The following is a 24,727-nucleotide window of genomic DNA, read 5'->3' on the forward strand; positions in this document are numbered from 1 at the left end:
TCGAGACCGCCATCGTAGATCCTCCCCAGACCTTTGACGTGCACGAGCCGGACTCTCTACGATCAGGAAATCGGATTCCTTGTTTCCGAGATTCCCGTCCCGAAGGAGCGACCGATGACGACCCTCACGCCCAGCGGCACCACCCGCGGCCCCGCCGAACCCTCCGCCGACGCCCGCGTGCTGCTCCGGCCCCTTGCCCCCGGGCACGTCACCATCGACGGCGGTCTGTGGCGCCGCACCGCCGACGTCAACCGGGCGGCCGCCATCCCCGAGGGCCTCGACCAGCTCGGCAAGGCCGGCAACCTGCGCAACCTGGAGATCGCCGCGGGCCAGGCGGAGGGCGAGGCGATCGGCCCGATCTTCGCCGACTCGGACGTGCACAAGTGGCTGGAGGCCGCCGCCTGGGAGTACGCCCGCGAACCCGACGAGCAGCTCCTGGCCGACCAGCTCCGCGTCACCGCGCTCCTCGCGGCAGCCCAGGCCGACGACGGCTACCTCGACTCCGTGCCGGCGCTGCGCAACGTGCCCCGGTACAGCGACCTGCCGTGGAGCCACGAGCTGTACTGCGCGGGCCACCTGTTCCAGGCCGCGGTCGCGCAGGTGCGCGGCACGGGCCACACCGAGCTGCTCGACGTCGCGGTCCGGCTCGCCGACCACCTCGTGGCCACGTTCGGCGACGGCGAGGGGCAGCTGCGCGACGTGGACGGCCACCCGGTGGTCGAGATGGGCCTGGTGGAGCTGTACCGCGAGACCGGCACGCGGGCCTACCTGGACCTCGCGAGCTGGTTCGTGGAGGCGCGCGGCACCGGCATCATCGAGGGCCACGGCAAGGCGCCCACCTACTTCTCGGACCGCGTGCGGGTGCGCGACGCGACCACGGTCGAGGGGCACGCCGTCCGCGCGGTGTACCTCGGGGCGGGCGCCGCCGACGTGGCCATCGAGACCGGCGACGCCCAGCTGCTGGCCGCCCTCGACACCCAGTACCGCGCGATGGAGCGCAGCAAGCAGTACGTCACCGGCGGCCTCGGGGCCCGCTGGGAGGGCGAGTCGTTCGGCGACCCGTACGAGCTGCCCACCGACCGCGGCTACGCCGAGACGTGCGCGGCGATCGGTGGCGTCCAGTGGGCGTGGCGCATGCTCCTGGCCACGGGCGAGCCCCGGTACGCCGACCAGATCGAGCGCATGCTGCTCAACGGCTTCCTTGCCGGGGTGTCGCTGAGCGGCACCGAGTACTTCTACGTCAACCCCCTGCAGCTGCGCAGCGACGCGCACGCCGAGGAGGACCGCAGCCCGGCCCACGGCCGACGCTCCTGGTTCAGCTGCGCGTGCTGCCCGCCCAACATCATGCGCACGGTCTCCAGCCTGACCGGCTACCTCGCCACGGCGGACGGCTCCGGCCTGCAGCTCCACCAGTACGCGCCGGGCACGGTCACCGCACCCCTGGACGGCGGCACGCTGCGCCTGCGCGTCGAGACCCGCTACCCCGACGAGGGCCGCATCGCCCTGCACGTCGAGGAGGCGCCGGACGGCCAGGCCACGCTCGCCCTGCGCGTCCCCGCCTGGGCCGACGGCGCCACGCTGGACGGCTCCCCCGCCGCTGCGGGGACGTACGTCCGCGTGACGCGCCGGTTCGCCGCGGGCGACACGGTGGTGCTCGACCTGCCGCTCACGCCGCGCCTTACGGTCGCCGACCCCCGGGTCGACGCCGTCCGCGGCTGCGTCGCCGTCGAGCGCGGCCCGCTGGTCTACGCCCTGGAGCAGCCCGACCAGGAGGACGGCGCCGTCGTGGACGACCTGCGGATCGACGCCGGTGCCACGCTGTCCGACGAGTTCCGGCCCGACCTGCTGGGCGGCGTCACGGTCGTGCGCGCACGCGGCGCCGTCGTCCCCGGGCCGGACGCGGAGGCGACGACGCCGTACTCGGCCGCGCCGTCGGCCGAGGGCCCGGGGCGTGAGGTGACCCTGACCGCCATCCCCTACTACGCGTGGGCCAACCGCGGCCCGCAGCCGATGCGGGTCTGGGTGCCCACCCGTTGACCCACCCGCTGTCCCACGCGGGGCCGGCCGCACCCGGCCGGCCCCGCACCCCGGGCTCCGGCCCGTAACCCCCCACGCGACGACGCGTACGGAAGGAGAGCAATGGAGCTCACCAGACGCCAGCTCCTCACGCTGGCCGGTTCGGCGACGGTCGCCGCCGCGCTGGCCGGCTGCGGCGGCACGCTGCGGCCGGCGGACGTCGAGGCCCCGGGCTTCGGCGAGAACGCGAGCGGCACCCTCAACCTGTGGTGCCGATCCGACACCGTGAACGGCACCCAGGCCGTGGTGGACGCGTTCCACCGGGCCCAGGACCGCATCCGGGTGCAGGTCACGCCCATCCAGAACGGGCAGTACGTCACCAAGCTCGCCACCGCGATCCGCGGCGGGCGGGTGCCCGACGTGATCGACATCGACGACATCTACTCGACCCTGTTCGCCTACCGTGGCGCGTTCACCGACCTCACGCCGCTCATCGAGGACCTGGGCATCGGCGATGCGCTCAGCCCCGGGCACCTCGCCCTGAGCACCAAGGACGGGCGGCACTACGGCCTGCCGTTCATCGGCGACTTCTCGGTGCTGTTCTGCAACACGGAACTGTTCGACCGCGCGGGCCTGGACGTGGAGGAGCACACCCGCGACTTCGACGGCATCCTCGAGGCGGCGCGCGCCATCACCGCCCTGGACGACGACGTCTACGGCTGGTCCTTCCCCGGCAACGCCTCGGGCGCGCTGGGGTTCACGGTGCAGCCGCACGTGTGGGCCACCGACCGCGACCTCATCGCGGGCGACGTGGGCAGCCAGCGCGGCGACGTCGCCGGCAACGAGGCCCTGCGGCGCACGCTCGACCTGGAGCGCACGCTGTGGGCGGAGCAGCTCGTGCCGCCCGGCAGCTTCTCCGACGACGCGTCGCGCTGGTCCGCCGACTACACCGCCGGCCGGCTGGGGATGTTCCCGGCGGGGTACGGCGTCGTCGTGCCGAACGCGGACCCGGCGCTCCTGGAGCGCACACGGGTCGTCATGCTGCCCGGGCCCGACGGCGGGCGTGCCTTCTTCGACGGCGGCGACAACCTGTGCATGCCCAACGGGGCCAGGAACCCGTCGGCGGCGTGGGAGTTCATGAAGTTCGCCGTCTCGGTGGAGCAGCAGTCGCGCATGCCCGAGGGCTTCTACTCGCCCGTCCGGTCCGACGTCGTCACGCCGGAGTTCGCGCGGGAGAACCCGTTCGTGCTGCCGCCGCTGGAGGCGATCGACCGCGGCTACGCGCCCACCACGCTCGCCTACAACCTCATCTACAACCAGCAGGACGGACCATGGCTGCGCATGTTCCGCTCTGCCGTCTTCGACGGGGAGGTCGATGCCGCCATGGACGAGGCCCAGACCACGTACGACCGCATCCTGAGGCAGGCGCAGGCATGAGCGCGCCCACCGTGGCGGGCCGCCCGCCGACGTCGGGCCCGGCGACGCCGTCGGCCCCGCAGCCCCCGCGCCGCCGCCGGAGCGGGACCCTGACGCACCCCCACCGCACCGGGCTGGCCCTGGTGACGCCCGCCGTGGCGCTGGTGGTCGTCTTCGTGTTCGTGCCGCTGGTCGTGGCGGTGTACATCTCGCTGACCAACTTCCCGCTGATCGGGCCGTACCGGTTCATCGGGCTCGACAACTACGCCTCGGTGCTCACGGACCCCACGTTCTGGAGCGCGCTGGGCTACACCCTGCTGTACACGGCGATCGTCACGCTGCCGATCCTGCTGCTCGGGTACGGGCTGGCCGTGCTGGTGCGGTCCAACCGGCGGGGTGCGACGCTGCTGCGCACCATCTTCTTCGTCCCGTTCGTCATCGGGCTGACGACGCTGAGCTTTCTCATGCTGCTGGAGGCCCAGCCGAACAGCGGCATGGTCAACGTGGCGCTGCGGTTCCTGGGCCTCACGGACGGGACGACGGCGTGGCTCGTGGACGGCCCGCTCGCCACGGGGCTGCTGTGCGTCATGGTGATCTGGGGCGTGTCGGGGCTGACGATGGTGCTGCTCATGTCCGGCATGCAGGGCATCCCGCGCGAGGTCTACGAGTCGGCGGAGATCGACGGCGCCTCGTGGTGGCAGCGCGAGGTGCAGATCACGGTGCCGATGCTGCGCCGGACCATCGCGATGACCGTGATCCTGTCGGTGATCGGCTCGTTCCTCGCGTTCACGCAGTTCTACATCCTGACCCAGGGCGGGCCCGGGTCGGACACCACGACGATCGTCATGGCCATCTACCGGCGCGCGTTCGTGCAGCTCCAGCTCGGGGCGGCCACGGCGATGTCGCTCGTGCTGGTGGTCATCACCGGTCTGGTCACCGCGGCCCAGTTCTGGCTGCTGCGGGAGAGGAGCTGACATGACTGCTGTGACTTCGGCGCCGCGGGGTGCCGCCGTGGGACGTTCCGCTGGCTCGGCCGCGGCGTCCCGCCCCTCGGGGCCCGAGCGGGACACGCGGGTCAAGCGGACGCTCTACCTGGTGGGCGGCACGCTCGCCGCGCTGGTGTTCCTGGTGCCGCTGGCGGTCGCGTTCGTGCGGGCCGGGCAGCCGGGCGACGTGATCGTGGCGGCCCCGGACGACCGGTTCTTCGACCTCTCCTGGGTCAACTTCCGGGCGGTGATCGACCAGCCGGAGGTGTGGCGCGGCATCCTCAACTCGGCGATCGTGTCGGTCTCGACGGCGGTGCTCACCGCCGCGCTCGCGACACTGGCGGGATACGGGTTCGCCCGGTTCCCGTTCCGGGGCCGCGGGATCCTGTTCGGGCTGGTGCTCGTCACGCTGATGATCCCGTTCCAGGCCATCCTCACGCCGCTGTACCTGCAGATGAACGTCATGGGCCTCACGGACAGCCTGTTCGGGCTCGTGCTGTTCTACACGACGGTGAACCTGCCGTTCGGCATCTTCGTCATGCGCAACACGTTCGCCGCCGTGCCCGCGGAGCTGGAGGACTCCGCGCACGTGGACGGGGCGGGGACGATGCGGATCCTCGTGTCGGTGCTGCGGCCCCTGGTGGTGCCGGGCACCGCCACCGCCGCGCTGTACGCGTTCCTGGCGTCGTGGACCGAGTTCCTCGGGGCGCTGACGTTCCTGACCGACTCCACCCTGTACACGCTGCCGGTGTCGCTGGTGAACCTGCAGCAGGGGGCGTACGGGCAGGTCAACTTCGGCCTGCTGGCCGCGGGGTCGGTGATCGCGATGATCCCCTGCGTGCTGCTGTACGTGGCGTTGCAGCGGTACTACGTGGCCGGGCTGGCCTCGGGGTCGGTGAAGGGGTGACGACGTCGCCGCGCCGTTGACGGAGCCCGGGTCAGGGACGGTCCTGACCCGGGCTCCGTCGGCTTGCCGGGAACGCCTTACCCGACCGTCACCGTCCCCTCCAGCACGTTCACGCCGCGCGTCGCGTCCCAGGTGCCGACGTTCGCCGTGCGGATCGCGAAGCGCGGGTCCCCGCTCGTCCCCGCGTCGGCGGACGGCAGCCCGAGCGCGAGCGTGTACGTCCCGGCCGGGACGTCGGCGAGCGCCGCGGTCAGCGTCGTGGTCGTGCCCGGCTGCCACGTCCGGGCGTCGGAGCCGAACGGCACCGTTACCTCCGTGCCGTCGGCGCGGGTCAGCACCAGCGTGGCCGGGCGCGGGGTGTAGGGCGCGGCCCAGCCGTCGTTGCGGACCGTCACGCTCACGGTCGGGGCGCTGCCCCGCGCGGAGACCGAGCTCGACTCCAGCACGAACCGGTAGCCGAGCCGGCGGGCGGTCTCCGCGATGCCCTCCTGGCCCCAGGAGTTCAGGACGTCCTGGTTGTAGTCGCGGTTGAGGTAGCTGTAGTGGTAGCGCGCCAGCTCCGCCGACGCGCTGGCCCACTCGGAGCGGGGCGCGTTGACGGCGCAGGTCTCGCCGCCGACGGGCACGTACCGGCTCTCGGCCTCGAGGTACTCCTGGTCGAGGGTGATCGGGTCGGAGAGGAACGTGCCGAAGTCGTCGGGCGAGGCCAGCAGGCAGTCGTTGTGGTGGCCCACGCGCGCGATCGTCTCCCCCGTCCAGGCCTCACCGGGGCCTACCGCGCTGCCCGCCCCGGAGGGCACGCCCAGCAGGCGCTGCTTGGAGAGCATCGTGCGCACCTGCACCGCACGGCTCTCGGGCAGCTCGTCGAGCAGGGCCTGCGTCACGGCCGACCGGTTGGCCCAGTCGGCGTCGGTGACGACGCCGGGGTCGGCCGGGTCGGCCACGAAGTGGTCGGTGTAGTAGCCCTCGCCCCAGAGCCCGACGAACCCGTTCTGCACCACGGGGACGACGTCGGCGTTGGCGCGCAGCAGCGGGCCGAGCTGGTCGATGTGCGCCAGGACCGTGCTCACCGGCGCGTCACCGTAGGGCGGGCTGTAGGGCCACTCCCCGCCCTGGGCGTAGGCGAACCGGGTGATGACCGAGACCCCGGCGGCGCGGGCAGTGTCGTAGTCGGCCTGCACGAGGTCGAGGAACGCCTGGTCGAGCTGCGGCGTGCCCGCGAACTTCTCCAGGTAGAAGACGCGCAGGATCTGGGTGATCCCCTCCGCGCGGTAGCCGGCCAGCGTGGCCTGGTCCAGCGGGGTGTACCCGGACCCGTCGGCGCGGTAGTGCGTCTCGGTGTGGTGGTAGAAGCCGCGCTGCGGGTTGGCGATGTTCTCGTCGCTCGGCGTGTACGTCGCCGTGCTCACCTGCGGGTGCGGCCGGGGGTGGTGCCGCCCGTGCCCGGGCCCCTGGGCGTAGGCGGCGGGCAGCGCCGCGGACCCGAGCAGGGCCGCGGCCGCGAGCGCCGCGACGATGCCGGCGGCCCTGCGGGTGGTGGCGGACGGGTGAGCGGTGCGCGGCGAGTGCTGTCCGGTGCCGTGAACGGTGCGCATGTTCCTCCTCGTGGTGCCTGGTGGTGCCTGCGCCGGTGCGCCGGGCGGCGCACCGGGTCTCACGTGAGGTCTCACTTGAGGCCGCTGGAGGCCAGGCCGTCGATGACCCGGCGCTGCAGCAGCACGAACAGGACGAGCACGGGGGCCATGGCGAGCAGGCTCGCCGCCATGACGACCGGGTAGTCGGTGGTGCGGTCGCCGATGAGCGTGGCGAGCCCCGCCGAGAGCGGCATCCGTTCGCTGTAGGTGGTGACCACCAGGGGCCAGAGCAGCTCGTTCCACGACCACAGCACCGTGGTGATCGCCAGCACGGCGACGGTGGGCCGGGCGAGCGGCAGCATGATCTTCCAGAAGATCTGGAAGGGGTTGGCGCCGTCGAGGCGCGCGGCCTCCTCCAGCTCGTCCGGCATCGCCAGGAACGCCGTCCGCATCAGGAAGGTGCCGAACGCGCTGAACAGGCCGGGCAGCACGAGGCCGCCCACGCTGTCGAGCAGGCCGAACCCCTGGATGATCTGGTACTGCGACAGCAGGTAGACCTGTGACGGCACCATGAGGATGGACAGCACGAGGGCCAGGAGCACGCCGCGCCCGCGGAACCGCATCCGCGCGAACGCGTAGCCCGCGAGCGTGCAGAACAGGATCTGCGCGAGGGTGCGCAGCACGGTGACGAGCACGGAGTTGCCGAGCTGCTGGAGGAACGGCATCCGGTCGAAGACCTGGGCGTAGTTGTCCCACCGGAGCTCGGCGGGCCAGAACACGGGCGTGACGCTCTGCACCTCGGCGTTGGTCGACAGCGACATGATGATCTGCCAGACGAACGGGAAGGCCATGACCAGGCTGCCCAGCCCGAGCACCACGTGCGCGACGACGTGGGAGCCGCCACGGCCACGCGGACGGCGGGGAAGGGCCTGGCGTGCAACGGTGTCAGTCACTGTGCACCCACCGCCTCTGGAGCCGGAACTGGAGCGCGGTCAGCAGACCGATGAGCAGGAAGATGACCATCGCGATGGCGGCCGCGTACCCCTTGTCGTTGGCCACGAACCCCTCGCGGTAGAAGAAGTAGACGAGCGACATGCTGCGCGGCAGCACCGGGTTGCTGCTGCCGAGGATCGCGTAGAGCAGGTCGAACACCTGGAAGCTCGCGATGACCGTGATGATCAGCACGAAGAAGATGCTCGGGGTCAGCAGCGGTACGGTCACCGACCGGAACTGCCGCCACCGGGAGGCGCCGTCCAGCTCGGCGGCCTCGTAGAGCTCCGGTGGGATGCTCTTGAGCCCCGCGGCGAGCACGATCATGTTGAACCCGAGCGACGACCACAGGCCGACGACGGCGACGGCGACGGTCGCGGCCCCGGGCGTGGAGATCCAGTACGGCCCCTCGATGCCGACCACGGCCAGGGCCCGGTTGAGGATGCCGAAGTCGCCGTTGAAGATGACCCGCCAGACCATGGCGACCGCGGTGGGCATCGCCACGTACGGCAGGAAGAACAGCACGCGGTAGAGCGCGGCGAGCCGCAGGCCGGGCAGGTTCAGCAGGCTGGCCAGGCCCACCGCGATCGGGATGCCGAGCAGCACCACGACGGTGTAGAGCAGGGTGTTGCCGAGCGACAGGTACAGCTCGGTGTCCTGGAACAGTGCGGCGTAGTTCGCGACGCCCGCGAACGTCGAGCCGCCGAAGGGGCCGGTCTCGGTCAGCGAGTACCAGGCGGTCTGGACGATCGGCCACAGGTAGAACACGGCGATCCCGGCCACGAGCGGCGCGACGAAGAGCCAGGGCCACAGTGCCCCGCCGGGTCGCGGCCCGCGCGGGGGCCGGCCGCCCCGCCCGGGCCGCCCCACGAGGGACGGCGCGGGCGGGGCCTGCTGGGTGGTGGTCATGCGATCACTCCTCGGCCAGCGCCGCGTTCATCTGGTCCGCCAGCTCGGTGGCGACGTCGGCGACGGGCCGTTCGCCCGAGAAGGCCTGGGGCAGCAGCTCGGTCTCCAGCGCGTTCCACTCGGCGGAGTTGAGGCTGACCGGCAGCGGACGGGAGTAGTCGACGGCGTCGAGGAACACCTGGAGGTCGGCGTCGGGCATCGAGGCCGTGAAGGCGCCCTGCGTGCCGGTGAAGGCGGGGATCACGGCGCCGGCATCGCCCTGCTGCTGCTGTGCCTCCTCGCCGGCGAGGAACACCTGGAGCGCCTGCGCGGCCTGCTTCTCCTTCGAGGTCGCCGACACCACGTTGGCCACGCCGTGGATGACCGTCGCCTGCTCCTGGCCCGACGGCAGCGGCAGCACCGTGACGTCCTCGGCCAGGTCCGTGTCGGTGAGCGCGGACCGGAACCAGCTGCCGCCCCAGTACATCGCCAGCTTGCCCGAGGTGAACCACTGGTCGGCGGTGGTGTCGGTGAGCTGCTGGACGGACGGCGAGCCGCCGGACTCGATGAGGTCCGTCCAGAACTGCAGACCGGCCTGTGCCTCGGGGGACGCGTAGCCGGAGGTGCCGTCCTCGACGACGGTCCCGCCGGCCTGGAAGATGGTGTTGTAGTACGTGGTCTGGCCGTCCATGCCACCCGCCGCGCCGTAGACGCCCTCGTCGGCGAGCGCGTCGGAGATCTCGACGGCGGTCTGCTGGAACTCGTCCCAGGTCCAGCCGTCCTCGGGGAGCTCCACCCCGGCCTGCTCGACGAGCGCGGTGTTGACCCAGATGCCGATGGTGTCGAAGTCCTTGGGCACCCCGTAGGACACGTCGTCGATCGTGTAGAGGTCGACGAGCGCCTCCGGGTAGTTCGCGGGGTCGATGTCGCCGGCGTCGACGGCGCCCGTGATCGGTTCGAGCATGCCGTTGGACGCGTACAGGCCGATGTTGGGCCCGTTCATCCAGAACAGGTCCGGCAGCGTCTCGCTGGAGGCCTGGGTCTGCAGCTTGGTCCAGTACTCGGCGAACGGCGTGACGTTCACGGTCACGTCGATGTCCGGGTAGATCTCGTTGAACGCCGCGATGTTCTCCTCGATCGCGGGCACCTGGTTCTGGTCCCAGACGCCGTAGGTGATCGAGGCGGCGAGGTCGGCGTCGGGCGCCGCGTACGCGCCGGCCGCCTCGTCCTGCGGGGTGGAGCCGCAGGCCGCGAGGGCCGTCGCGACGGCGACCGCGACGGCCGCGCCCGCGGTGCGGCGCACAGTGGACGACGTGGCGGGTGAGGTTCGGGGTGTCGCTCTCATGGGGTGGTCCTTCCGGGGGCGGGGGGTGCGGGAACTGCTGTTCGGCGGGCGAAGTGCGCGAGCACGTGCTCGGGCAGGTCGGGGACGTCACGGGGCCGGGAGCCGTCGCGCAGCGACTCGGCGGCCAGCGCCCCGGCGGCCACGGCCTCGCGTGCGGCGACGGGCGAGACCACGGTGGGCGCCCCGTCCAGCACGTGGTCGAGGAACTCGGTCATGGTCAGCAGGTCGGCGTCGGCGTGACCGCTGGCGACACCGTCGATGGGGTGCTCGACGTCGCCCGCGACCTGCCACTCGTGGCGGCGGTTCCAGACCTTGACCACGCCGCCGCCGGTGTCGCCGACGTTCTCCAGCCGGCCCTCGGTGCCGATGACCGTGTAGTTGCGCCAGTAGTCGGGCGTGAAGTGGCACTGCTGGTAGCTGGCCTGCACTCCGTTGTCGAGGCGCATCAGCATCATCGAGACGTCCTCGACGTCGACCACGGGGTTCAGGCCGGTCTGCGACGCGGGCGGCCAGTTGTCGAAGGAGAACCAGTCGGGCATGGTCTCGCCGGTGCGGTCGCGGCGGTCCTCGATGGCGCCGTACATCATCAGGTCGCCCATGCCCACCACCCGGCGGGTGTACCCGGAGGCGAGGTAGTGCACGACGTCGATGTCGTGGCTGGCCTTCTGCAGCAGCAGGGTGTTGGTCCGGGAGCGGTCGGCGTGCCAGTCCTTGAAGTAGTAGTCGCCGCCGTTGCCGACGAAGTGCCGCACCCAGACGGCGCGGACCTCGCCGATCTCGCCGCGCTCGATCACGCCGCGCATGGTGCGCACGACCCCGGAGTGCCGGAAGTTGTGCCCCACGTACAGCGGTGTCCCGGTCTCCGCAGCGGTGGCCAGCACGTGGTCGGCGCCCTCGACGGTGATCGCGAGCGGCTTCTCCAGGTAGACGGCGACGCCGGCCCGCAGCAGCGCGACGGCGATCTCCTCGTGCGTGTCGTCCGGGGTGAGCACGAGTGCGGCGTCGGCGGTGCCGGCGGCGACCAGCTCGTCGACGCTCGCGTGCACGGCGGCGTCGGGGTGGGCGGCGCGGCCGCGTTCGCGGCCTGCCGGAGTGGTGTCGACGACGGCGCTGACGTACGCACCGGGCCGGGCGTTCGGCACGTGCGCGGCGATGGGTGAGCGAGCCCCGTAGCCGGCGACGGCGACACGGATCCCCTGCTCGGCCGATGCCGGATCTGACGCGCTCATGCCGAGCCGCATCCGGCCGGGCACGACGTCGTGCCTGCGATCAGAGGGTGCGTGCTCGAACTTGCAACTTTTGACTCTGAATTGAGCATGTTCAGACAGTAGAGGTTCCGGGCGCGCGCAAGTAGGGGCGTCAAGACCTTTTACGGCGCCGTAACATGCGCCGGACCCGCCTCCCCCGGGCGCAGCACCCGGCGAGAGGACCCGCAGCGGCCGCTCAGGCCGAGGTGGCGACCACGATCTGCACGCCGGCGGTCGCGAACTCGGCCGCGATCTCCTCGGACACGGGCTGGTCGGTCACCAGCACGTCGATGTCGGCGAGCGGACAGATCCGCGCGAAGGTGGAGCGGCCGAGCTTCGTCGCGTCGGCGGCCACCACGACCCGGCGCGAGACCGCGCCGAGGTGGCGGCTGACCTCCGCCTCACCCTCGTGCACGGTGGTGGCACCGAACGCGGCACTGAGCCCGTCGACGCCAAGCACCGCGGTGTCCAGGCTGAACTCCTGCAGGGACGCACCGACCAGCGGGCCGACGAGCTCGTACGACTGGCGACGTGGCACGCCACCGGTCACCACGATCTTCACGTGGTCCCGCACGGAGAGCTCGTAGGCGATGTTCAGCGCGTTGGTCACGATGGTGACCCCAGGCGCCTCCGCGCGGCGCAGCCGCTCGCTGCGCCCCAGTTCGCGGGCGACCTCGGTGGTGGTGGTGCCGCCGTTGAGCCCCACCGACTCCCCCGGGCCGATCAGGTCGGCCACCGCCCGGGCGATGGCCTTCTTGGCCTCCGCCTGGCGCGCGATCTTGTACTGCAACGGCAGCTCGTACCCCGAACCGAGCGACGTGGCACCGCCGTGCGTGCGGGTGACCAGGCGCTGCTCGGCGAGGGTGTTGAGGTCACGCCGGACCGTGGCCGTCGACACGTCGAGCTTCTCGCTGATCTCCGTGATCGACACGCTGCCCCGCTCGCTCACGAGCTCGAGCACGAGGTTGAGTCGCTGCTGCTGCGTCATCGGGGTGGCCTGTCGTTCACGGCAGCATCTTCGCACGGGGTGGGGCGAGTGGTGTGACCAATACTGCTCAGGTGGGGGAAGAACGAGCACAACTGTTCACGGGGGCGGGTCGTGTTGGTCGTGTTCGTCGTGAGGCCCGAGAACTGGTCGGGTGGCCTGGAAGGGCTGCCATGGGCCAGCGGGAGCATGCCGCCTGGGCGGCCGGTCGCGGGCGTGACGTCGGTGGACGGTACGGGCCGCACACGCGTGACGGAGAGACGGGCACGCGAGGTTTGCTAAGGTATGGCCCGCACCGTGCTGCATGGCACGGGCTTGCGGGCGTAGCTCAATGGTAGAGCCTTAGTCTTCCAAACTAATTACGCGGGTTCGATTCCCGTCGCCCGCTCAGAGTGCGGAAGCCCAGGTCAGAGAGTGTTTCTGACCTGGGCTTCGTGCGTTCCGAGGGCTGGAAGCAGGGCTGCGTGGGCCCTTATGGGCCCTAAGTCGTCCGCGACAGGGCCCGGAATCGGAGCCGCAATGTCTGGTTCACCCGATCCGCAGCCGACCGCCCACGGTGCTCCGTCCGCACCTCAAAGCGTGTCCACCCGCAAGAGCCGCAACAACCGTCGTACGTACGGGAACGTCCGCAAGCGCGCCTCGAACCGCTGGCAGGCCCGGTACACCGGGCCTGACGGGGAGCGGCGCCCGATCGGCACGTTCGAGACCGAGAAGGCGGCGAATGCCGCCCTGGCTCGCGTGCTCAGCGACGTCTACCAGGGCACCTACCGCGAACCCGAGACGGGCGACGTGCCGCTGCGCGAGTATGCGCGCCGCTGGCTCGCCACCCGCGATCTGAAGCCCAGCACACGCTCCGGTTATGAGCGGCTGCTGGAGCACTGGATCCTGGCGCCGCTGGACAGCCCCGGTGCCCCGCGCAAGCTCGACCTCGGCTCGCTCCCGCTTCGTACCCTGTCGCACACCATGGTGAGCGAGTGGTATGCGGCCCTGCGGGAAGCGACAGCAGCCTCGGCCGCCGCGTGGCTGGCCCGTGGTACCGCACCGAGCGACGCGGCCCACGTTCGCGCCTGGGCCCGGCAGGCCGGCCGGTCCGTGAAGAAGTCCGGCCGCATGCCGGCGGCGCTGTGGGAGGCTTGGCGATCCGCCGGAGCACCAGCCGCAGCGACCGAAGAAACACGTCATCACGAGGCGGTGACCGGGCGGACCCAGGCGGCGCGCGCCTACTCGCTGCTGCGGACCATCTGCGGTGACGCCGTGCGTGACCAACTGATCGATGCCAACCCGTGCCGCATCCGGGGCGCGGGTCAGACCCGACCCGCTGAGCGTGTCGTCCCGGGCGACACGGTGGTGGACGCGATCACAGCATCGTTCGCTGGACGCTCGGAGCGGTACCGCGCGGCGGTGATCGTCGCGGCGCACTCCGGCCTTCGAGCCGGCGAGTTGTTCGCACTCGAGCGCCAGCACGTCGAACGGACCGTGGCGGGAGGTGTGCGGCTGAACGTACGGCAGTCCCTCGTGGAGGTGACCGGCAAGCCGGTCACGTTCGGGCCACCGAAGTCGGACGCCGGCCGCCGCAAGGTGCACCTGCCGCCGGACGCGGCACGGGAGCTCCTGGCGCACATGGACCGTTTCACCGCACCCGGCCCGCGATCCCTGGTATTCGCCACGAAGACCGGGCTGCCTGTGCGGGGCGGGCAGCGCACCAGCATGTTCACACGGGCGAAGAAGCGCGCCGGAGCACCCAGCGAGATCCGTTGGCACGATCTGCGGCACCTGGCAGCGACCCGTGCCGCAGAGGCTGGGGCGACGCTCGCAGAACTGCAACGGCGTATCGGACACTCGACGGTCGCTGCCGCCATGCACTACCAGCACGCCACCGACGACGGCGACGCGCGCCTCGCCGCACGCATGGCTGAGATCCAGACAGCACGACGCGCGCGGAACGTCGTGCAGTTCCCCGCGTAAGCGTGTGATGCCTTCTGCCGCTCGACCAGTTCCGAGCGGCAGAAGGCGCTCGGTGTCGCATGCACACCTGTCAGACCACGGATCGCGGTCGACAGGAGCGGCAGATGTGCACCCAGGAGAACCTTGCCAGTGCAGGGGACGACCCATTGCTCACGTCGACAGAGGCCGCCGAAGTACTAGGGGTGTCCCGCTGGTGGTTCGGCGAACTCGTACGCCGAGGCAGAGTCGGACCGTGTGCACGGATCAGCGGTCGGCTGCGGGTGCGGCAATCGGTGCTGGACCGGTACCAGACCGAGCGGGCCGGCGATCCAGAGGATCCCTACCTGACGTACGAAGACATCGCAGCGCGTCTCCGTGTCTCGTCGTGGACGGCCGGGCAGCTGGTGCGGCGTGGGCTGCTCACGGGCGTGCGGCTCGGGCGCAGGGTCGTGGTGCGGCGGTCAGCGGTGGAGGCCTACATCGAGGCCCAGACGCAGTAAATTCCGCTCTGGGCGCCGGACGTTGGCCCAGGTCGCACGGTCCCGCCAAATCGGCGGGACCGTACTTTCCGGTTTGTCTCGGAACTCGGCTCGGGCGGCGGTCGTCCGGGTGCGGTGGCCGGTGATCGGCGCCTACACGACACCAGGGCTCCGGCGCTGGGACCCAGAGCGTCTGCCCAGGTCATATGGTTCTGCCAATTCGGCAGAACCAATGTTGTCCGGTTTGTTCTCCGTGCAGGAACGGACCAGTGGTGCGTCGGTGGTTCGGTAGAACTCCAGGTCATGCGGTGGTGCCAATTTGGCACCACCGCAGGTGTCCGAATTAGCCCTGAGGCCAACGAGAGCGCAGTCCTGACCGCGCGGCGTGTCAAAGCGAACCCGCAGGTCGCACGGTCGTGGCAAATTGCCACCACCGTGCATGTCCGAGTTAGCCCGCATGAGCCTGCAACTGCCTTCCCCATGCTCACGATTGTGCACGCCACCTGTCCCCGTCGAGGTACAAGTTGACGTCCCCCACGCGGCTTTTCCCAGGCACGTTCCTGGTGGGGGACATGGCGGTGAACAGGGTGGACGCATGTCCCCCAACTCGTAGGCATTGCTCACAGACTGAACGTGGAATCGGCGCACGCTCGCGCATGGGCATGGCTCCGCGGTTGGCTCAGACCCGCCAGCCCTCGCCGGGCGACCTGCGCGCACGTACACGTCCATGCGTCGAGGATGACCGGCGAGCGCACGCTCTGCGCACACCAAGATGCCCGCACACCAGGGTGTGCAGACATATCCGTGCAGGTCAGGTGCGCGCACCACTTCAACGCTCCGTCAACGAGGTCGAGGCTCACGCGGAGACGAGGACGGCTGTCACCGCATGAGCGTCCTCATCGCAGCCGCCAGTACGCCGATCCCGAACAACATCACGACGATTCCCGCTACCTTGATGATCCCCGGAAGCACCCGCGCGAGGAGCGCGCGGGTGCGCCCAGATCCCATCGCGATTGCGACGAACAGGTCCCCCGCCAGCACGATCGAGAACATCCACACCCCTACAGCGCCAGCAGCAGGGCGACGCCGAAGAAAGCATGGCGGCGAGACTGAAATAAAACAGGGCGTTCTTCGGGTTCAAGAGCCCTCGCGTGCACGGGGCCATGACCACCGCATCACACACGCTAGACAGTGAGCTCGAGCGGCTCCCCGAGCGTTGCCCACCGGACCTTCTCGTCGACGTCTGGCGCGTCACCGAGCGCCGTGACAAGGTCCTCGCGGCCCTGCCGGAAGTGGGACCACCCTTCGTAGTGCACCGGGACGACCGAGGCGGGCCGGAGCAGCCGGACGAGCTCGACGGCGTCCCGGGCCCCCATCGTGTAGGCGAGCGGGCCGGTGACGGGGAATCCGACTCGGCCGAGGTGCAGGACGGCGGTGCCGATCGCCAGGCGTCGTGCGACGCTCCGGACACCGTCGTACAGGACCGTGTCGCCGGAGATCCACAACGAGCCGTGCTCCTGTCCCTCCCAGGCCAGGTCGAAGCCGACGACCTCGCCCACGACGAGCCGGCTGCCGGCCGGGCCGTGCCTGGCCGGTGTCGCGGTGATCGTGATCGCCGGCCTGTCGGGCGCGACCAGCCGGGTCGTCTCCCACGGTCTGAGCCCGCGGACAGGGTGTCCGAGCCGTGCCGCGCCCGAGACGGTGGTGATCACGCTGCCGGCGGTGGGCAGATGCCGGACCCGCCGGGCATGCTGATGTGCAGCACGTGCTGCTGGAGCACCTCGTCGGGCTTCTGGAACTGCCGGACGATGTCGTACCGCAGCGCGCCGCCGCCCGTCATCCGCTCGAGCTGCTCGAGGTTCTCCTCGATCGCCTGCCCGCCTTTGTCTCGCCCCGGGTCTGATGGAGACTCACATTCCAGGGAAGGATAGAGTTATGGCCGCACCGAGGAAGTACCCCGAGGAGCTTCGGGAACATGCGATCCGGATGGCGGTGGACCTGCGGAAGGACCTCGCCACCAAGCCTGGCGCGTTGCGGCGGTAGGTGAGCAACTCGGGATCCACCCGGAGGCTGGGGTCTTGCCCCGGCCGGCTACGACGCCGCGACCCTCTACTGCCAAGCCTCCTGATTCCCGAGACAGCCCGGCAGGCCCACGAACGGTTCACCGACCTCCTCGACACATCCGACGGACGACGAGCTCAGTTGCTCGCTGCCGCATGCATCCCCGACTGCGCCCGCCGTGGCGACTATTAGGACCTAGAAGCGCATGTACGCGCCCATGCCCGGCGGCTCCTAGGGTGAACCGTGTCCGAGTCGCTCTAGTGCCGACCGGCCGGGCCTTCCCGACGAATAACTAGCTGATACGGCGGTACAGAGCGTCCTTGATCTTCCCCACGATCGTCCTGACCAAATCGGCGCCGATGCACAGAGCGCAGAATGACTCCTTTTGGCAGGCTCGCTGCGCGTCACCTCGACCTTCGGAACGGCCGGTCGGTCCTTCAAGTAGCTCAACCCCTGCGGGAGGATCACGGATGCAACGATCAAAGTCACCGCCACGACCACCTGCGGCCAGGGCACAATCTCGCCCACGATGCCATCCATCAGCGGCCAATCGTGCTGTCGACCTCGCCGGAACGATCAGCCGGGTCCGTGCCGGGCTGGTTCTCCCGGCTCATGCTCGGGATCGCACCCGAGTAGGCTGTGTCCACGGTGAGGCCCTGGGCACGAGGTGCGGTGATCGCGTATCCCAAGTCAACGTGCTCGGCCACGTACGTGGTCGGCAGCCGGACCACCACCGAGTTGCTGGCGGTTGGCGTTCCGGGCATCGGTGTGCGCGTCGGGATCGATGCACTGTGCCGCCCGGATGACGACCTCGCGCGTCTGGGCTTCAAGGGCACGTTGTCGTTCTGCCTGCCCAGCGGCTCCGCGCTCTCTGCGGGCTTCGTCACGCTCGGGCCGCAGGCGCTCCATCTCGACCTGAGCCTTTGAACGCGCCCGGCTTCCAACCCGGGCGATGGCTAACGCGACGATTACCGCACACAGCGTCGCCATGCTGGCGATAACTGCCCACGTGTCGTGCCACCGCTCGGTGTAGGTAAACAGCCATCGAATGTCTTGTACGTGGTCCCGTCCATTGCTCCGGAGGATACCGATGGGATCACACAGAATGAGCACGACCAGATGCACACTCCGCGGACAGGCTGGCGCGGCGTGCCCTCTTTGTCGGATGGATTCAGACCGGCGCAGACTCGTAGGCAGGCACAGGCGATGGGGCGATGGCGAATGGACTCCTCAGCATGGCGTCCACGGGCGGCCACACCTCGTCACCGAATTCGGTCGACTCCCTTACCCATCGCCGCAAAGATCGTCGGAGCGCTGCAGCCCTAGTAGCGATCCTGCCGCACCCAGGCATCCGATTCGGAAGAAAGTATGTCTGCAGCCTCCCGGAGGTCCTCTTCCGGCGCATTTGGATACGTTTCTGAGAGCACATCGAATGCATCGAATGGCCCTCCTGACACATATTGGTAACCGCCCTCCGCGCTATCGTACGGCACATGATGCGCTGGATCCTCGTAGGCCGCAAGGAAGTCCTCTGTCATACGATCGACTGCTACGAACTGGTCGCTCGCAAGCCACTCGGCCAGTGATGCCAATCGGGTTACGATCCGCTCATCAACTATCGCCTCACGGCCGTGAGCAATTCCATCCCGAAGGTCACGACCGTTATTTAGATCTTGGTACTGTCGCTCACTGAGCACCCCCAGGCTGAACAACTCAGGGATTAGACGCGTGGCACCGCCACGAACACCTTCAATTTTCAAACGCGCGGCCACTATTTCAAGCGCAGCCTCAACTGCGACCCACACTGACAGGATTGCCGCGTCGTGCGCAACGCCCGCGACGACTCTCGTGTTATTTAGCCAGTGTTCTACAATATTCGCAGACGGTACAGGCGAAGCATCCTCACCAGCCCAAAGCAATATGAAGCGCCAGCCAGTATGGCCGCTTACAACCTCGGCAAGACGATCCAACTGTGCACTTCTTGCTTGACCACGGGTCGACACTTCTACGACCACCAGTTCGGAACCACGACGGAGAACGAAGTCTGGGCGGAGGTCCCGCAGATCCTCAGGAAGGTCCGATTCGTGGGGCTCACTGATGACCGAAAAGCCATCGGCCTCAAGTTCAGCTAGTGCTTCGCGTGTACTCCCGGACCACTCTTCCAGGTTTGGGATACTCATGGAAGTTCCTTCGGATTCTTCGCTGTTTCGATTCGGATGTGCACGAACGGCTCATTCGACATAAACCCCTCCGCCAATGCCCGCCCAATGCCGCGCATCAAATATGTGCCGTTCAAGTCTCGCAGCGACGCCTGAACGTCTCGCACTTGGCTATCGTCTATGAACGATATTCCGATCAACGCATCCTGGATCGGCTTTATCATGTTGTCGACGTCCAGCGGCGCCTCTTCGTGAAAGTAGGTCAGTCGCACACTCACCTCGTGGTCCAGCGGTGGCGTTCCAGCTGGCCAAGCCGCCTGCGCCGCAGAAGCGACAGCCGCCTTCCAGCGGGTCCGCGCACCCGAACTACCTTGGACAGAGGCGGGGACGCCCAGGACAACACAGTCCCAGGGTAGTTGCGTCACAGGGGTAGTCTATACGAGTGACGACACAACCGCGCACTCGGAGGACTCCCACCGACCAGCCGCCTGTTACCAACCTGTCAGCCAGGGCACACCTAGGACGCAGGCGGAGCATGTTCTGAGCTGAGTTGCTCTCGAATCTCGCCATCGGCGAGGCCTGAGGCTAGTTGGAGCGTTCGTCGTACTAACGCGATCCCTAGGTCACTGATCGGTTCGCCAACTGTCCCGTAAAACTCCTGCGCGTACAAGGCCGCATGGATTGCTCCTTCGACAGCCATGACAAGCCAGAGAGTTGCGTATGAATCAGCGTGGGGTCCAGCGCCCATCGGTGCTAGTCCGAGAATGAACTGGAGATCGGTTCGCTCTTGTCCGTGGGTGACCGAGGACAATCCGCGCCAAGCATGCTCCGCGTCTTTGCCAAGTACATGGGCCCGAACTGATGCTGCTGAAACTCGGGGGGCGATCGTATTCGGATCATCCACGAGGTTGCCGTTACCGTTGCGCTTCGTGGCGAAGATGAACTTGTCAGCCGCCGCAGCGCGCCGAAGCCTGGCCTGCTGCTCGACGAGTTCGCTCGCATCACCACCGTCGGCGATCTCTTGCCGTACACCTTCCATCAGAAAGTTGTAACTGCGTAGCGTTCGTTCGCGATCGTCGAGCTCCGGCTCAAGGAGATACGCAGCGTGCACGGAAGCCTCGAAGAGGGTACGGGCGAGCGCCAACACCGAACGCCGGGGCCCGTCGACTCCGGCGAGTAGGGCTAGGCCATTAAGGTGGTCACGAACAGCTGTGATGTATCCATCAGCCACCTCGAGTGTCAGCTGGCCCTGGGGGTTGAGGTTCCGAGTGCCAGCGATGGCTCCACGAGCGCCAGGCATCGGTCTGAGCGGGTGCTCGTCGAATCGTGCGGTCTCCCGACCGCCCCAGAGCGCTTCCGTCAGGCTGTCTTCAAGTGTCAACAGGGCAACTGCGACATCTTCCAAGGATGGCCGCGCGCTTGCCAACAACCGACCCTCGGCCGCTCCACGGCGAAGCCATAGCAGGAATCCCTCGGGGTCGGAGGCAAGATCAGGCATACCGTCGGACATGAGACGAGCCTGGCATAAGCCCCTCAAGGAAACACGAGACCAGCCGCTAATGAACGGGTGATTCACGCCAGGACCAGCCGAGGACCTGCTGCACCGGTAGGTGACACCTTGACCTTTAGCGCTGTGTGGTGCTGTTGATGTCTCCCGAGCCCAGGCCTCGTCCGAAGGGGTTCCGCGAGGATGTGGTGCGCGTGGCCCACAACCGCGAGCGGGGCGTTACGATCGCTCAGGTCGCCACGGACTTCGGGATCTCTGAGTCCTGCTTGCGCACCTGGCTGCTTACCGTTGATGTCGAGTACAGGATCCCGCGCCGCGCCGCCTACCTGTCCCTGGTGACGGCGATGTGGCGCTTCGGTTCCCATCACCCACGTATGTAAGGCTGACCAGGCCGGTCACGTGGGACCAGCCGGTGTGATTGTGATTTATCGCGCCTCGTCGTCCGACAGGGCCCGGTTGACGGCGAACCGCAGGCCACCTGATCCCACCTGATGCAGAGCCACGCGTACCCAATGTGTACCGGGCGACTGGGCACAAGACTCCGATGCAGGTCAGAGCATGAAAAGCGGACGAGCCGGCCTGTACGCCAGGTTCTCCCGGAGGGTGGGGCGGTATGTCTCACGGTGTCCGACGAGTTGGTTGGACACCGCGAGAACGTCGGAATCTCGGGGATCTCTCCGCGTCGCGATGCGTTGATTGCGACGGCGCGAGATGGGCTCATGGGGCTCGCATGTGTACCTAATGTGTACTGCGATGCTGGTCTCGGACTTAGCGCAACCGGAGCGTTCCTGTACCGAGCCCAAGGCTCCTGAGGTCACTCGCCAGCCAGTTCGCGGCCACGTTGGAGGACGGACGTGCGTTGGACATGTCGTCAACGACACTGCGGGTCCAACCAAGCGCACTCGCTTCCCGATCCTGTTGAGCCAGCCACGTCGCGACGGTCTCAAGTGTGCCGGAGTGGCGCTCCCAATCGTCCATCTGCTCGGGCGCAATCTGGCTGATCACTGCCCTCCCCGACGTAGACCACACAGCACCCGTTCCGCTAGGAGCCAACTGCCCTATCAGCGGCATCGGGACAGGCACAACCGTAAGGCCGGGGAACCGCCCGCCATCATTACTGTCTTCCCTATACGACAGCTCCAGGATGACGCCGACTGGTTGGAGTGCCGAACGCGGCATAGACCAGCCAAGTCGGCCGAACGTATGGGCAAGTGCTTCGTCATACGCTTCGCAGGCCCGTCCATACACCTCAACCTCAAACGCCATCAGGCGTTCTGGAGAGTAGAGGTCCCATACCCAGCCCGACGGTGGGTGCGTAACGTCGCTTTCGGGGAGGTGCGACTTGATCTGGGTCGCACCGGTTGAGTCGATCCAGCTGACGAGGTCGAGCAACTCCGTGCCCACAACCGCGCTTCCGCCAAACGAGAACCTGCTCTTGGGATTCCAGGCGACACGATCGAGGAGCTTCACCGACGCGGAGCGCACATCGTCTGCGGCTAGGTCGCCTCCAAACGGAGACCGACGCTCTGCGACGCGCCGGGCGACATCGAAGCGCTGTTCCTGGCTCCAGATCCCGTTTGGTGCACCAAGCTGACGGTCTTCGGAGAGTTTATCAATCGTCCTTCCCGCGATTCTGTCCCGGATGACGGTCCAGGGCCACGCGCCCCCTTCTGGCGCGGGACCTGCGAACCACAACCGCCAGCCTGTGCCGTCGTTCCGGGCTGAGGGATCTATCTGCGACGGGAGAGTGGTCACATAGTCGGATGCGGGAGGGACCGACGCCAACCCAACGCCGAGTTGATGACCTGATACAGCAACCCCCAGGCCGACCGGGCCGTTGACAACACGATGCGGCAGAACGCCTTCGGCCAGCGGGCCTAGCCCGTCTGCCCAGCCACGCAGGGATCTCAGTAGGCGGGTTCTGCTCGTCGCCGGATCGAGTGGCACGTCGTCTTCGGAGCGCCAGGTCCGGTGAGCACTGAAAGCTTCCTTGATGATCCAGGCACAAGCTCCAGCATTACCTGCCACCCATGCGCTCAGGAGATCATCGACAGCATCAGGGGTGGATGCACTCAGTGCTGCCACCGCTGCCGCCCAACGCCACCTGTTGAAGCTCGCAGCATCGGCGACCACGTGCGCCGGGCTGACGGTGCCGTCGAGGATGGCTTGGGCCGCGAACCAGTGCTGGAAGATCGGCAATGAGAACGAGACCTGGCCCCCAGGGTCGTCGGCGACAAGCCGACTTGAGCGAGCCACCTGCCGGTCGCTGAATGAAAGTTCAGCCCTGCCCGAGCGAGTCAAGGAGATCGCCAGGTTCGTGAGGACTAACCGGGTCTCAGCCGAAGTCACCGCAGAGCGTTCAGCGGCCTTCTCTAGTGAGTTCTCCACCAGTGTCCGGATCAGGTCCGCCTCTCCGCGGGGCGCGTGGTCGCCTCCGAGCATGGACCCGGCGGCAAGTGCGAAGAAGGGTCGGCGTACCGTCATCCGCATCCCTGCCGTCCACTGCCATGCGGCCTGCGGCTCACCGCTAGTCAATTCGACCAGCTCAAGCGCCTCTGCTTCAGAAAGAAGGGGGGCCTCCACCTTTTCGCGGTCTGTCGGGCTGAGGACACCGGGCCGTGCAGTGAGTAGGACTCGGACACCTGCATGCGATCTGCTGAGGACTTGAGCGCTCTCAAGGATCGCTTGCGCTGCGGCGGCCCTATCGGCCTCGTCCAGCCCGTCGACCACGATGCAAGCTCCGCGCCCGCGGCGCCAGATGGTCCCGACCTGGCGGTCTACAGCGCCTTCCATCGTCAGGCCAGCCAAGTCTCGGGCGTACAGCCACACTGGCAGTGGGGCGGTGTCGGTCTTGTCCAGCTCTCTGATCGCGGCACGGTGCCAGGACTCGGCGATCTCCGTTTTGCCGGCACCGTAGTCGCCGAGCAGGACCACCACTTGCCCTTCGGGAACGTCAGGACTGGTGATGCGGTCGAAGTAGGAACGGAGAGCCGCCTCGTCCAAGTCGAAGGGCTGCAGTCTCACAGTTCGACGTGCCGCAGAACGCCGCTGGAGCACAGCAGCGAGGTCCTCGGAGTTCAAGGCTGCTTCAGGACCTACCAACTGCAATAGGAGCTCGAGTAACTGAGCGCTGCGCTTCTGGTCCCAGGCCGCGATCGTTTCAGCGCGGTCAGCATCGCCTAATTCCGCAGCGATGGCGGGGTACGTCAACTTGACCAGGCGAAGCGCACGCGACAGGTGGTCATCGGCGGAGGGCCACTCTTTGGACTTGCCCGACAAGAAGTTGTCGAGTCGGACCGCGAGGGCTGCGGCGACATCCTCGACGGGCGTGCTGAGTTCCTTGAGCGTGAGAGTCTTGAGCCAAGCCCGATAGGTGCCCCAAGAGCAGGCGAAGTCAACCCTCTTGCGAACGCGCCTAGAGACCTTGTACTTAAACAGAACCTTGCGAGCCAAGGCGCTTGCTGCCTTCGCAGCTAACGGCCCGAGGACACGCCCGCCGACAAGGGCCGCACTTTCCAAGCCGCTCATCAAGCCTCCCAGTTATCGAGACCAGTATCGTGGCTGGTCGGCCCTGGTGCAGGAACGGCACGCACGAGTGACCGCTGTGAGCGGCAACGATGACGCCGCCTCGCACTGTGAGGGGAGTTCGCGGATCGCAGTCCGGTCAACCGCAACGGCGGCAGAGCCCGATAAGTCACCGAGCCCCTTACGGCCTGGCGCCGACTGCACAGAGTCAGGGCTGAGGCAGTTCGGTCCGGGCCGGCGCGAAGTAGTCGCCAAGCATCTCGGAGACCCAGGAGGGCTGGTGCGTCGCGCCGCGCGGTCCCATCTCCGCGAACCACGGCTTGATGTCAAGCACTGGAGTCCCGTCGACGGCGTCGAGGTCTTCGACGTACAGGTCCAAGCCGTCGATCGACACCAATCGGCACCGCGAGACGCCGAGCCAGTTCTGGCGGCGCATGTTCCGGTGCCCGAAGATCCCGACCTCGGGCCAGTCCGGGTTGTTGCGGGGACGCCGCGCGCCAGGGTGGAGGTCGGTCTGGTCGGTGAGGTGGAAGAAGAAGGCGATCTCCAGGTGAGAGAACTCGTCAAGGCCAGCGACCGACTCCTCGGTGTAGGCGTCCGGGTCGATCCGGATGATCGAGCGGGTGCCGCCCCAGTAGTCGTCAGTCGGCTCGGTGCGACCACCGACGACGTGCGCGACGGGGGTCATGACGATGGGG

At 68.3% G+C, this 24,727-nt stretch carries 21 protein-coding genes and 1 tRNA gene; 9 read left to right on the forward strand and 13 right to left on the reverse strand.

What is annotated here, in order from left to right:
* Positions 1 to 114: 114 nt before the first annotated feature.
* From ACO229_RS14050 to ACO229_RS14065, 4 genes are all read left to right on the forward strand, one after another.
* Positions 115 to 2,037, forward strand: a complete 1,923-nt coding sequence (locus ACO229_RS14050) for a glycoside hydrolase family 127 protein (RefSeq protein ID WP_423461833.1) — start codon at positions 115 to 117, stop codon at positions 2,035 to 2,037.
* A 102-nt stretch (positions 2,038 to 2,139) separates the two neighbouring features.
* Positions 2,140 to 3,453: an ABC transporter substrate-binding protein gene (locus ACO229_RS14055; protein WP_423461834.1), complete on the forward strand. Its 1,314-nt coding sequence runs from the start codon at positions 2,140 to 2,142 to the stop codon at positions 3,451 to 3,453.
* Positions 3,450 to 4,406: a carbohydrate ABC transporter permease gene (locus ACO229_RS14060; RefSeq protein WP_397409875.1), complete on the forward strand. Its 957-nt coding sequence runs from the start codon at positions 3,450 to 3,452 to the stop codon at positions 4,404 to 4,406. Before ACO229_RS14055 ends, ACO229_RS14060 begins: the two co-directional genes overlap by 4 nt.
* 1 nt (position 4,407) lies before the next feature.
* On the forward strand, positions 4,408 to 5,325 hold the full coding sequence (locus ACO229_RS14065) for a carbohydrate ABC transporter permease (protein ID WP_397409873.1): 918 nt from the start codon (positions 4,408 to 4,410) through the stop codon (positions 5,323 to 5,325).
* 77 nt (positions 5,326 to 5,402) lie between these two features.
* Here the strand turns inward: ACO229_RS14065 and ACO229_RS14070 are convergent, their stop codons facing one another.
* The 6 genes from ACO229_RS14070 to ACO229_RS14095 all read right to left on the reverse strand — a co-directional run bounded on the left by ACO229_RS14070 (position 5,403) and on the right by ACO229_RS14095 (position 12,357).
* The gene (locus tag ACO229_RS14070) at positions 5,403 to 6,920 is read right to left on the reverse strand and encodes a DUF4832 domain-containing protein (protein WP_423461835.1); all 1,518 of its coding nucleotides are present in this window, start codon (positions 6,918 to 6,920) and stop codon (positions 5,403 to 5,405) included.
* Between the two features lie 71 nt (positions 6,921 to 6,991).
* Positions 6,992 to 7,852 (reverse strand): carbohydrate ABC transporter permease, encoded by an 861-nt coding sequence (locus tag ACO229_RS14075; protein ID WP_423461836.1) that lies wholly within the window; start codon positions 7,850 to 7,852, stop codon positions 6,992 to 6,994.
* Complete coding sequence (locus tag ACO229_RS14080) at positions 7,845 to 8,798, reverse strand: carbohydrate ABC transporter permease (RefSeq protein ID WP_423461837.1); 954 nt, start codon at positions 8,796 to 8,798, stop codon at positions 7,845 to 7,847. Before ACO229_RS14080 ends, ACO229_RS14075 begins: the two co-directional genes overlap by 8 nt.
* Positions 8,799 to 8,802: 4 nt before the next feature.
* On the reverse strand, positions 8,803 to 10,122 hold the full coding sequence (locus ACO229_RS14085; RefSeq protein WP_423461838.1) for an ABC transporter substrate-binding protein: 1,320 nt from the start codon (positions 10,120 to 10,122) through the stop codon (positions 8,803 to 8,805).
* A complete protein-coding gene (locus ACO229_RS14090) occupies positions 10,119 to 11,351 on the reverse strand; it encodes a Gfo/Idh/MocA family protein (RefSeq protein ID WP_423461839.1) in 1,233 nt (410 codons plus the stop codon). The genes ACO229_RS14085 and ACO229_RS14090 overlap by 4 nt, the downstream gene beginning before the upstream one ends.
* A 214-nt stretch (positions 11,352 to 11,565) precedes the next feature.
* Positions 11,566 to 12,357 carry a DeoR/GlpR family DNA-binding transcription regulator gene (locus ACO229_RS14095; protein WP_397429961.1) on the reverse strand — a complete coding sequence of 264 codons (792 nt, stop codon included), beginning with the start codon at positions 12,355 to 12,357 and terminating at the stop codon, positions 11,566 to 11,568.
* A 314-nt stretch (positions 12,358 to 12,671) separates the two neighbouring features.
* Here ACO229_RS14095 and ACO229_RS14100 point away from each other — a divergent pair.
* From ACO229_RS14100 to ACO229_RS14110, 3 genes are all read left to right on the forward strand, one after another.
* Positions 12,672 to 12,742 (forward strand) — tRNA-Gly (locus ACO229_RS14100).
* A gap of 191 nt (positions 12,743 to 12,933) precedes the next feature.
* Positions 12,934 to 14,319: a site-specific integrase gene (locus ACO229_RS14105; protein ID WP_423461840.1), complete on the forward strand. Its 1,386-nt coding sequence runs from the start codon at positions 12,934 to 12,936 to the stop codon at positions 14,317 to 14,319.
* Positions 14,320 to 14,423: 104 nt separating this feature from the next.
* Positions 14,424 to 14,798 carry a helix-turn-helix domain-containing protein gene (locus ACO229_RS14110; RefSeq protein ID WP_423461841.1) on the forward strand — a complete coding sequence of 125 codons (375 nt, stop codon included), beginning with the start codon at positions 14,424 to 14,426 and terminating at the stop codon, positions 14,796 to 14,798.
* Positions 14,799 to 15,656: 858 nt separating this feature from the next.
* Here ACO229_RS14110 and ACO229_RS14115 read toward each other — a convergent pair.
* A complete protein-coding gene (locus ACO229_RS14115) occupies positions 15,657 to 15,830 on the reverse strand; it encodes a hypothetical protein (RefSeq protein ID WP_423461842.1) in 174 nt (57 codons plus the stop codon).
* A 131-nt stretch (positions 15,831 to 15,961) separates the two neighbouring features.
* A complete protein-coding gene (locus ACO229_RS14120) occupies positions 15,962 to 16,489 on the reverse strand; it encodes an MBL fold metallo-hydrolase (protein ID WP_423461843.1) in 528 nt (175 codons plus the stop codon).
* 53 nt (positions 16,490 to 16,542) lie between these two features.
* Here ACO229_RS14120 and ACO229_RS14125 point away from each other — a divergent pair, with 53 nt between their 5' ends.
* Both ACO229_RS14125 and ACO229_RS14130 read left to right on the forward strand, forming a co-directional pair.
* Entirely contained in the window at positions 16,543 to 16,680 is a 138-nt protein-coding gene (locus ACO229_RS14125; RefSeq protein ID WP_423461844.1) for a hypothetical protein, read from the forward strand.
* 830 nt (positions 16,681 to 17,510) lie between these two features.
* Positions 17,511 to 17,765, forward strand: coding sequence for a hypothetical protein (locus tag ACO229_RS14130; RefSeq protein ID WP_423461845.1), 255 nt, complete (start codon positions 17,511 to 17,513; stop codon positions 17,763 to 17,765).
* Positions 17,766 to 18,160: 395 nt separating this feature from the next.
* Here the strand turns inward: ACO229_RS14130 and ACO229_RS14135 are convergent, their stop codons facing one another.
* From ACO229_RS14135 to ACO229_RS14155, 5 genes are all read right to left on the reverse strand, one after another.
* Positions 18,161 to 19,018, reverse strand: coding sequence for a HEPN-associated N-terminal domain-containing protein (locus tag ACO229_RS14135; protein WP_423461846.1), 858 nt, complete (start codon positions 19,016 to 19,018; stop codon positions 18,161 to 18,163).
* On the reverse strand, positions 19,015 to 19,422 hold the full coding sequence (locus tag ACO229_RS14140; RefSeq protein ID WP_423461847.1) for a RusA family crossover junction endodeoxyribonuclease: 408 nt from the start codon (positions 19,420 to 19,422) through the stop codon (positions 19,015 to 19,017). Before ACO229_RS14140 ends, ACO229_RS14135 begins: the two co-directional genes overlap by 4 nt.
* Positions 19,423 to 19,514: 92 nt before the next feature.
* Positions 19,515 to 20,507: a hypothetical protein gene (locus tag ACO229_RS14145; RefSeq protein WP_423461848.1), complete on the reverse strand. Its 993-nt coding sequence runs from the start codon at positions 20,505 to 20,507 to the stop codon at positions 19,515 to 19,517.
* A gap of 765 nt (positions 20,508 to 21,272) precedes the next feature.
* Positions 21,273 to 24,032, reverse strand: coding sequence for an NACHT domain-containing protein (locus tag ACO229_RS14150; RefSeq protein WP_423461849.1), 2,760 nt, complete (start codon positions 24,030 to 24,032; stop codon positions 21,273 to 21,275).
* Between the two features lie 205 nt (positions 24,033 to 24,237).
* Positions 24,238 to 24,717: an SAM-dependent methyltransferase gene (locus ACO229_RS14155; RefSeq protein WP_423461850.1), complete on the reverse strand. Its 480-nt coding sequence runs from the start codon at positions 24,715 to 24,717 to the stop codon at positions 24,238 to 24,240.
* Positions 24,718 to 24,727: the final 10 nt, after the last annotated feature.

The organism is Promicromonospora sp. MS192 (assembly GCF_049532985.1).
GTDB lineage: Bacteria > Actinomycetota > Actinomycetes > Actinomycetales > Cellulomonadaceae > Promicromonospora.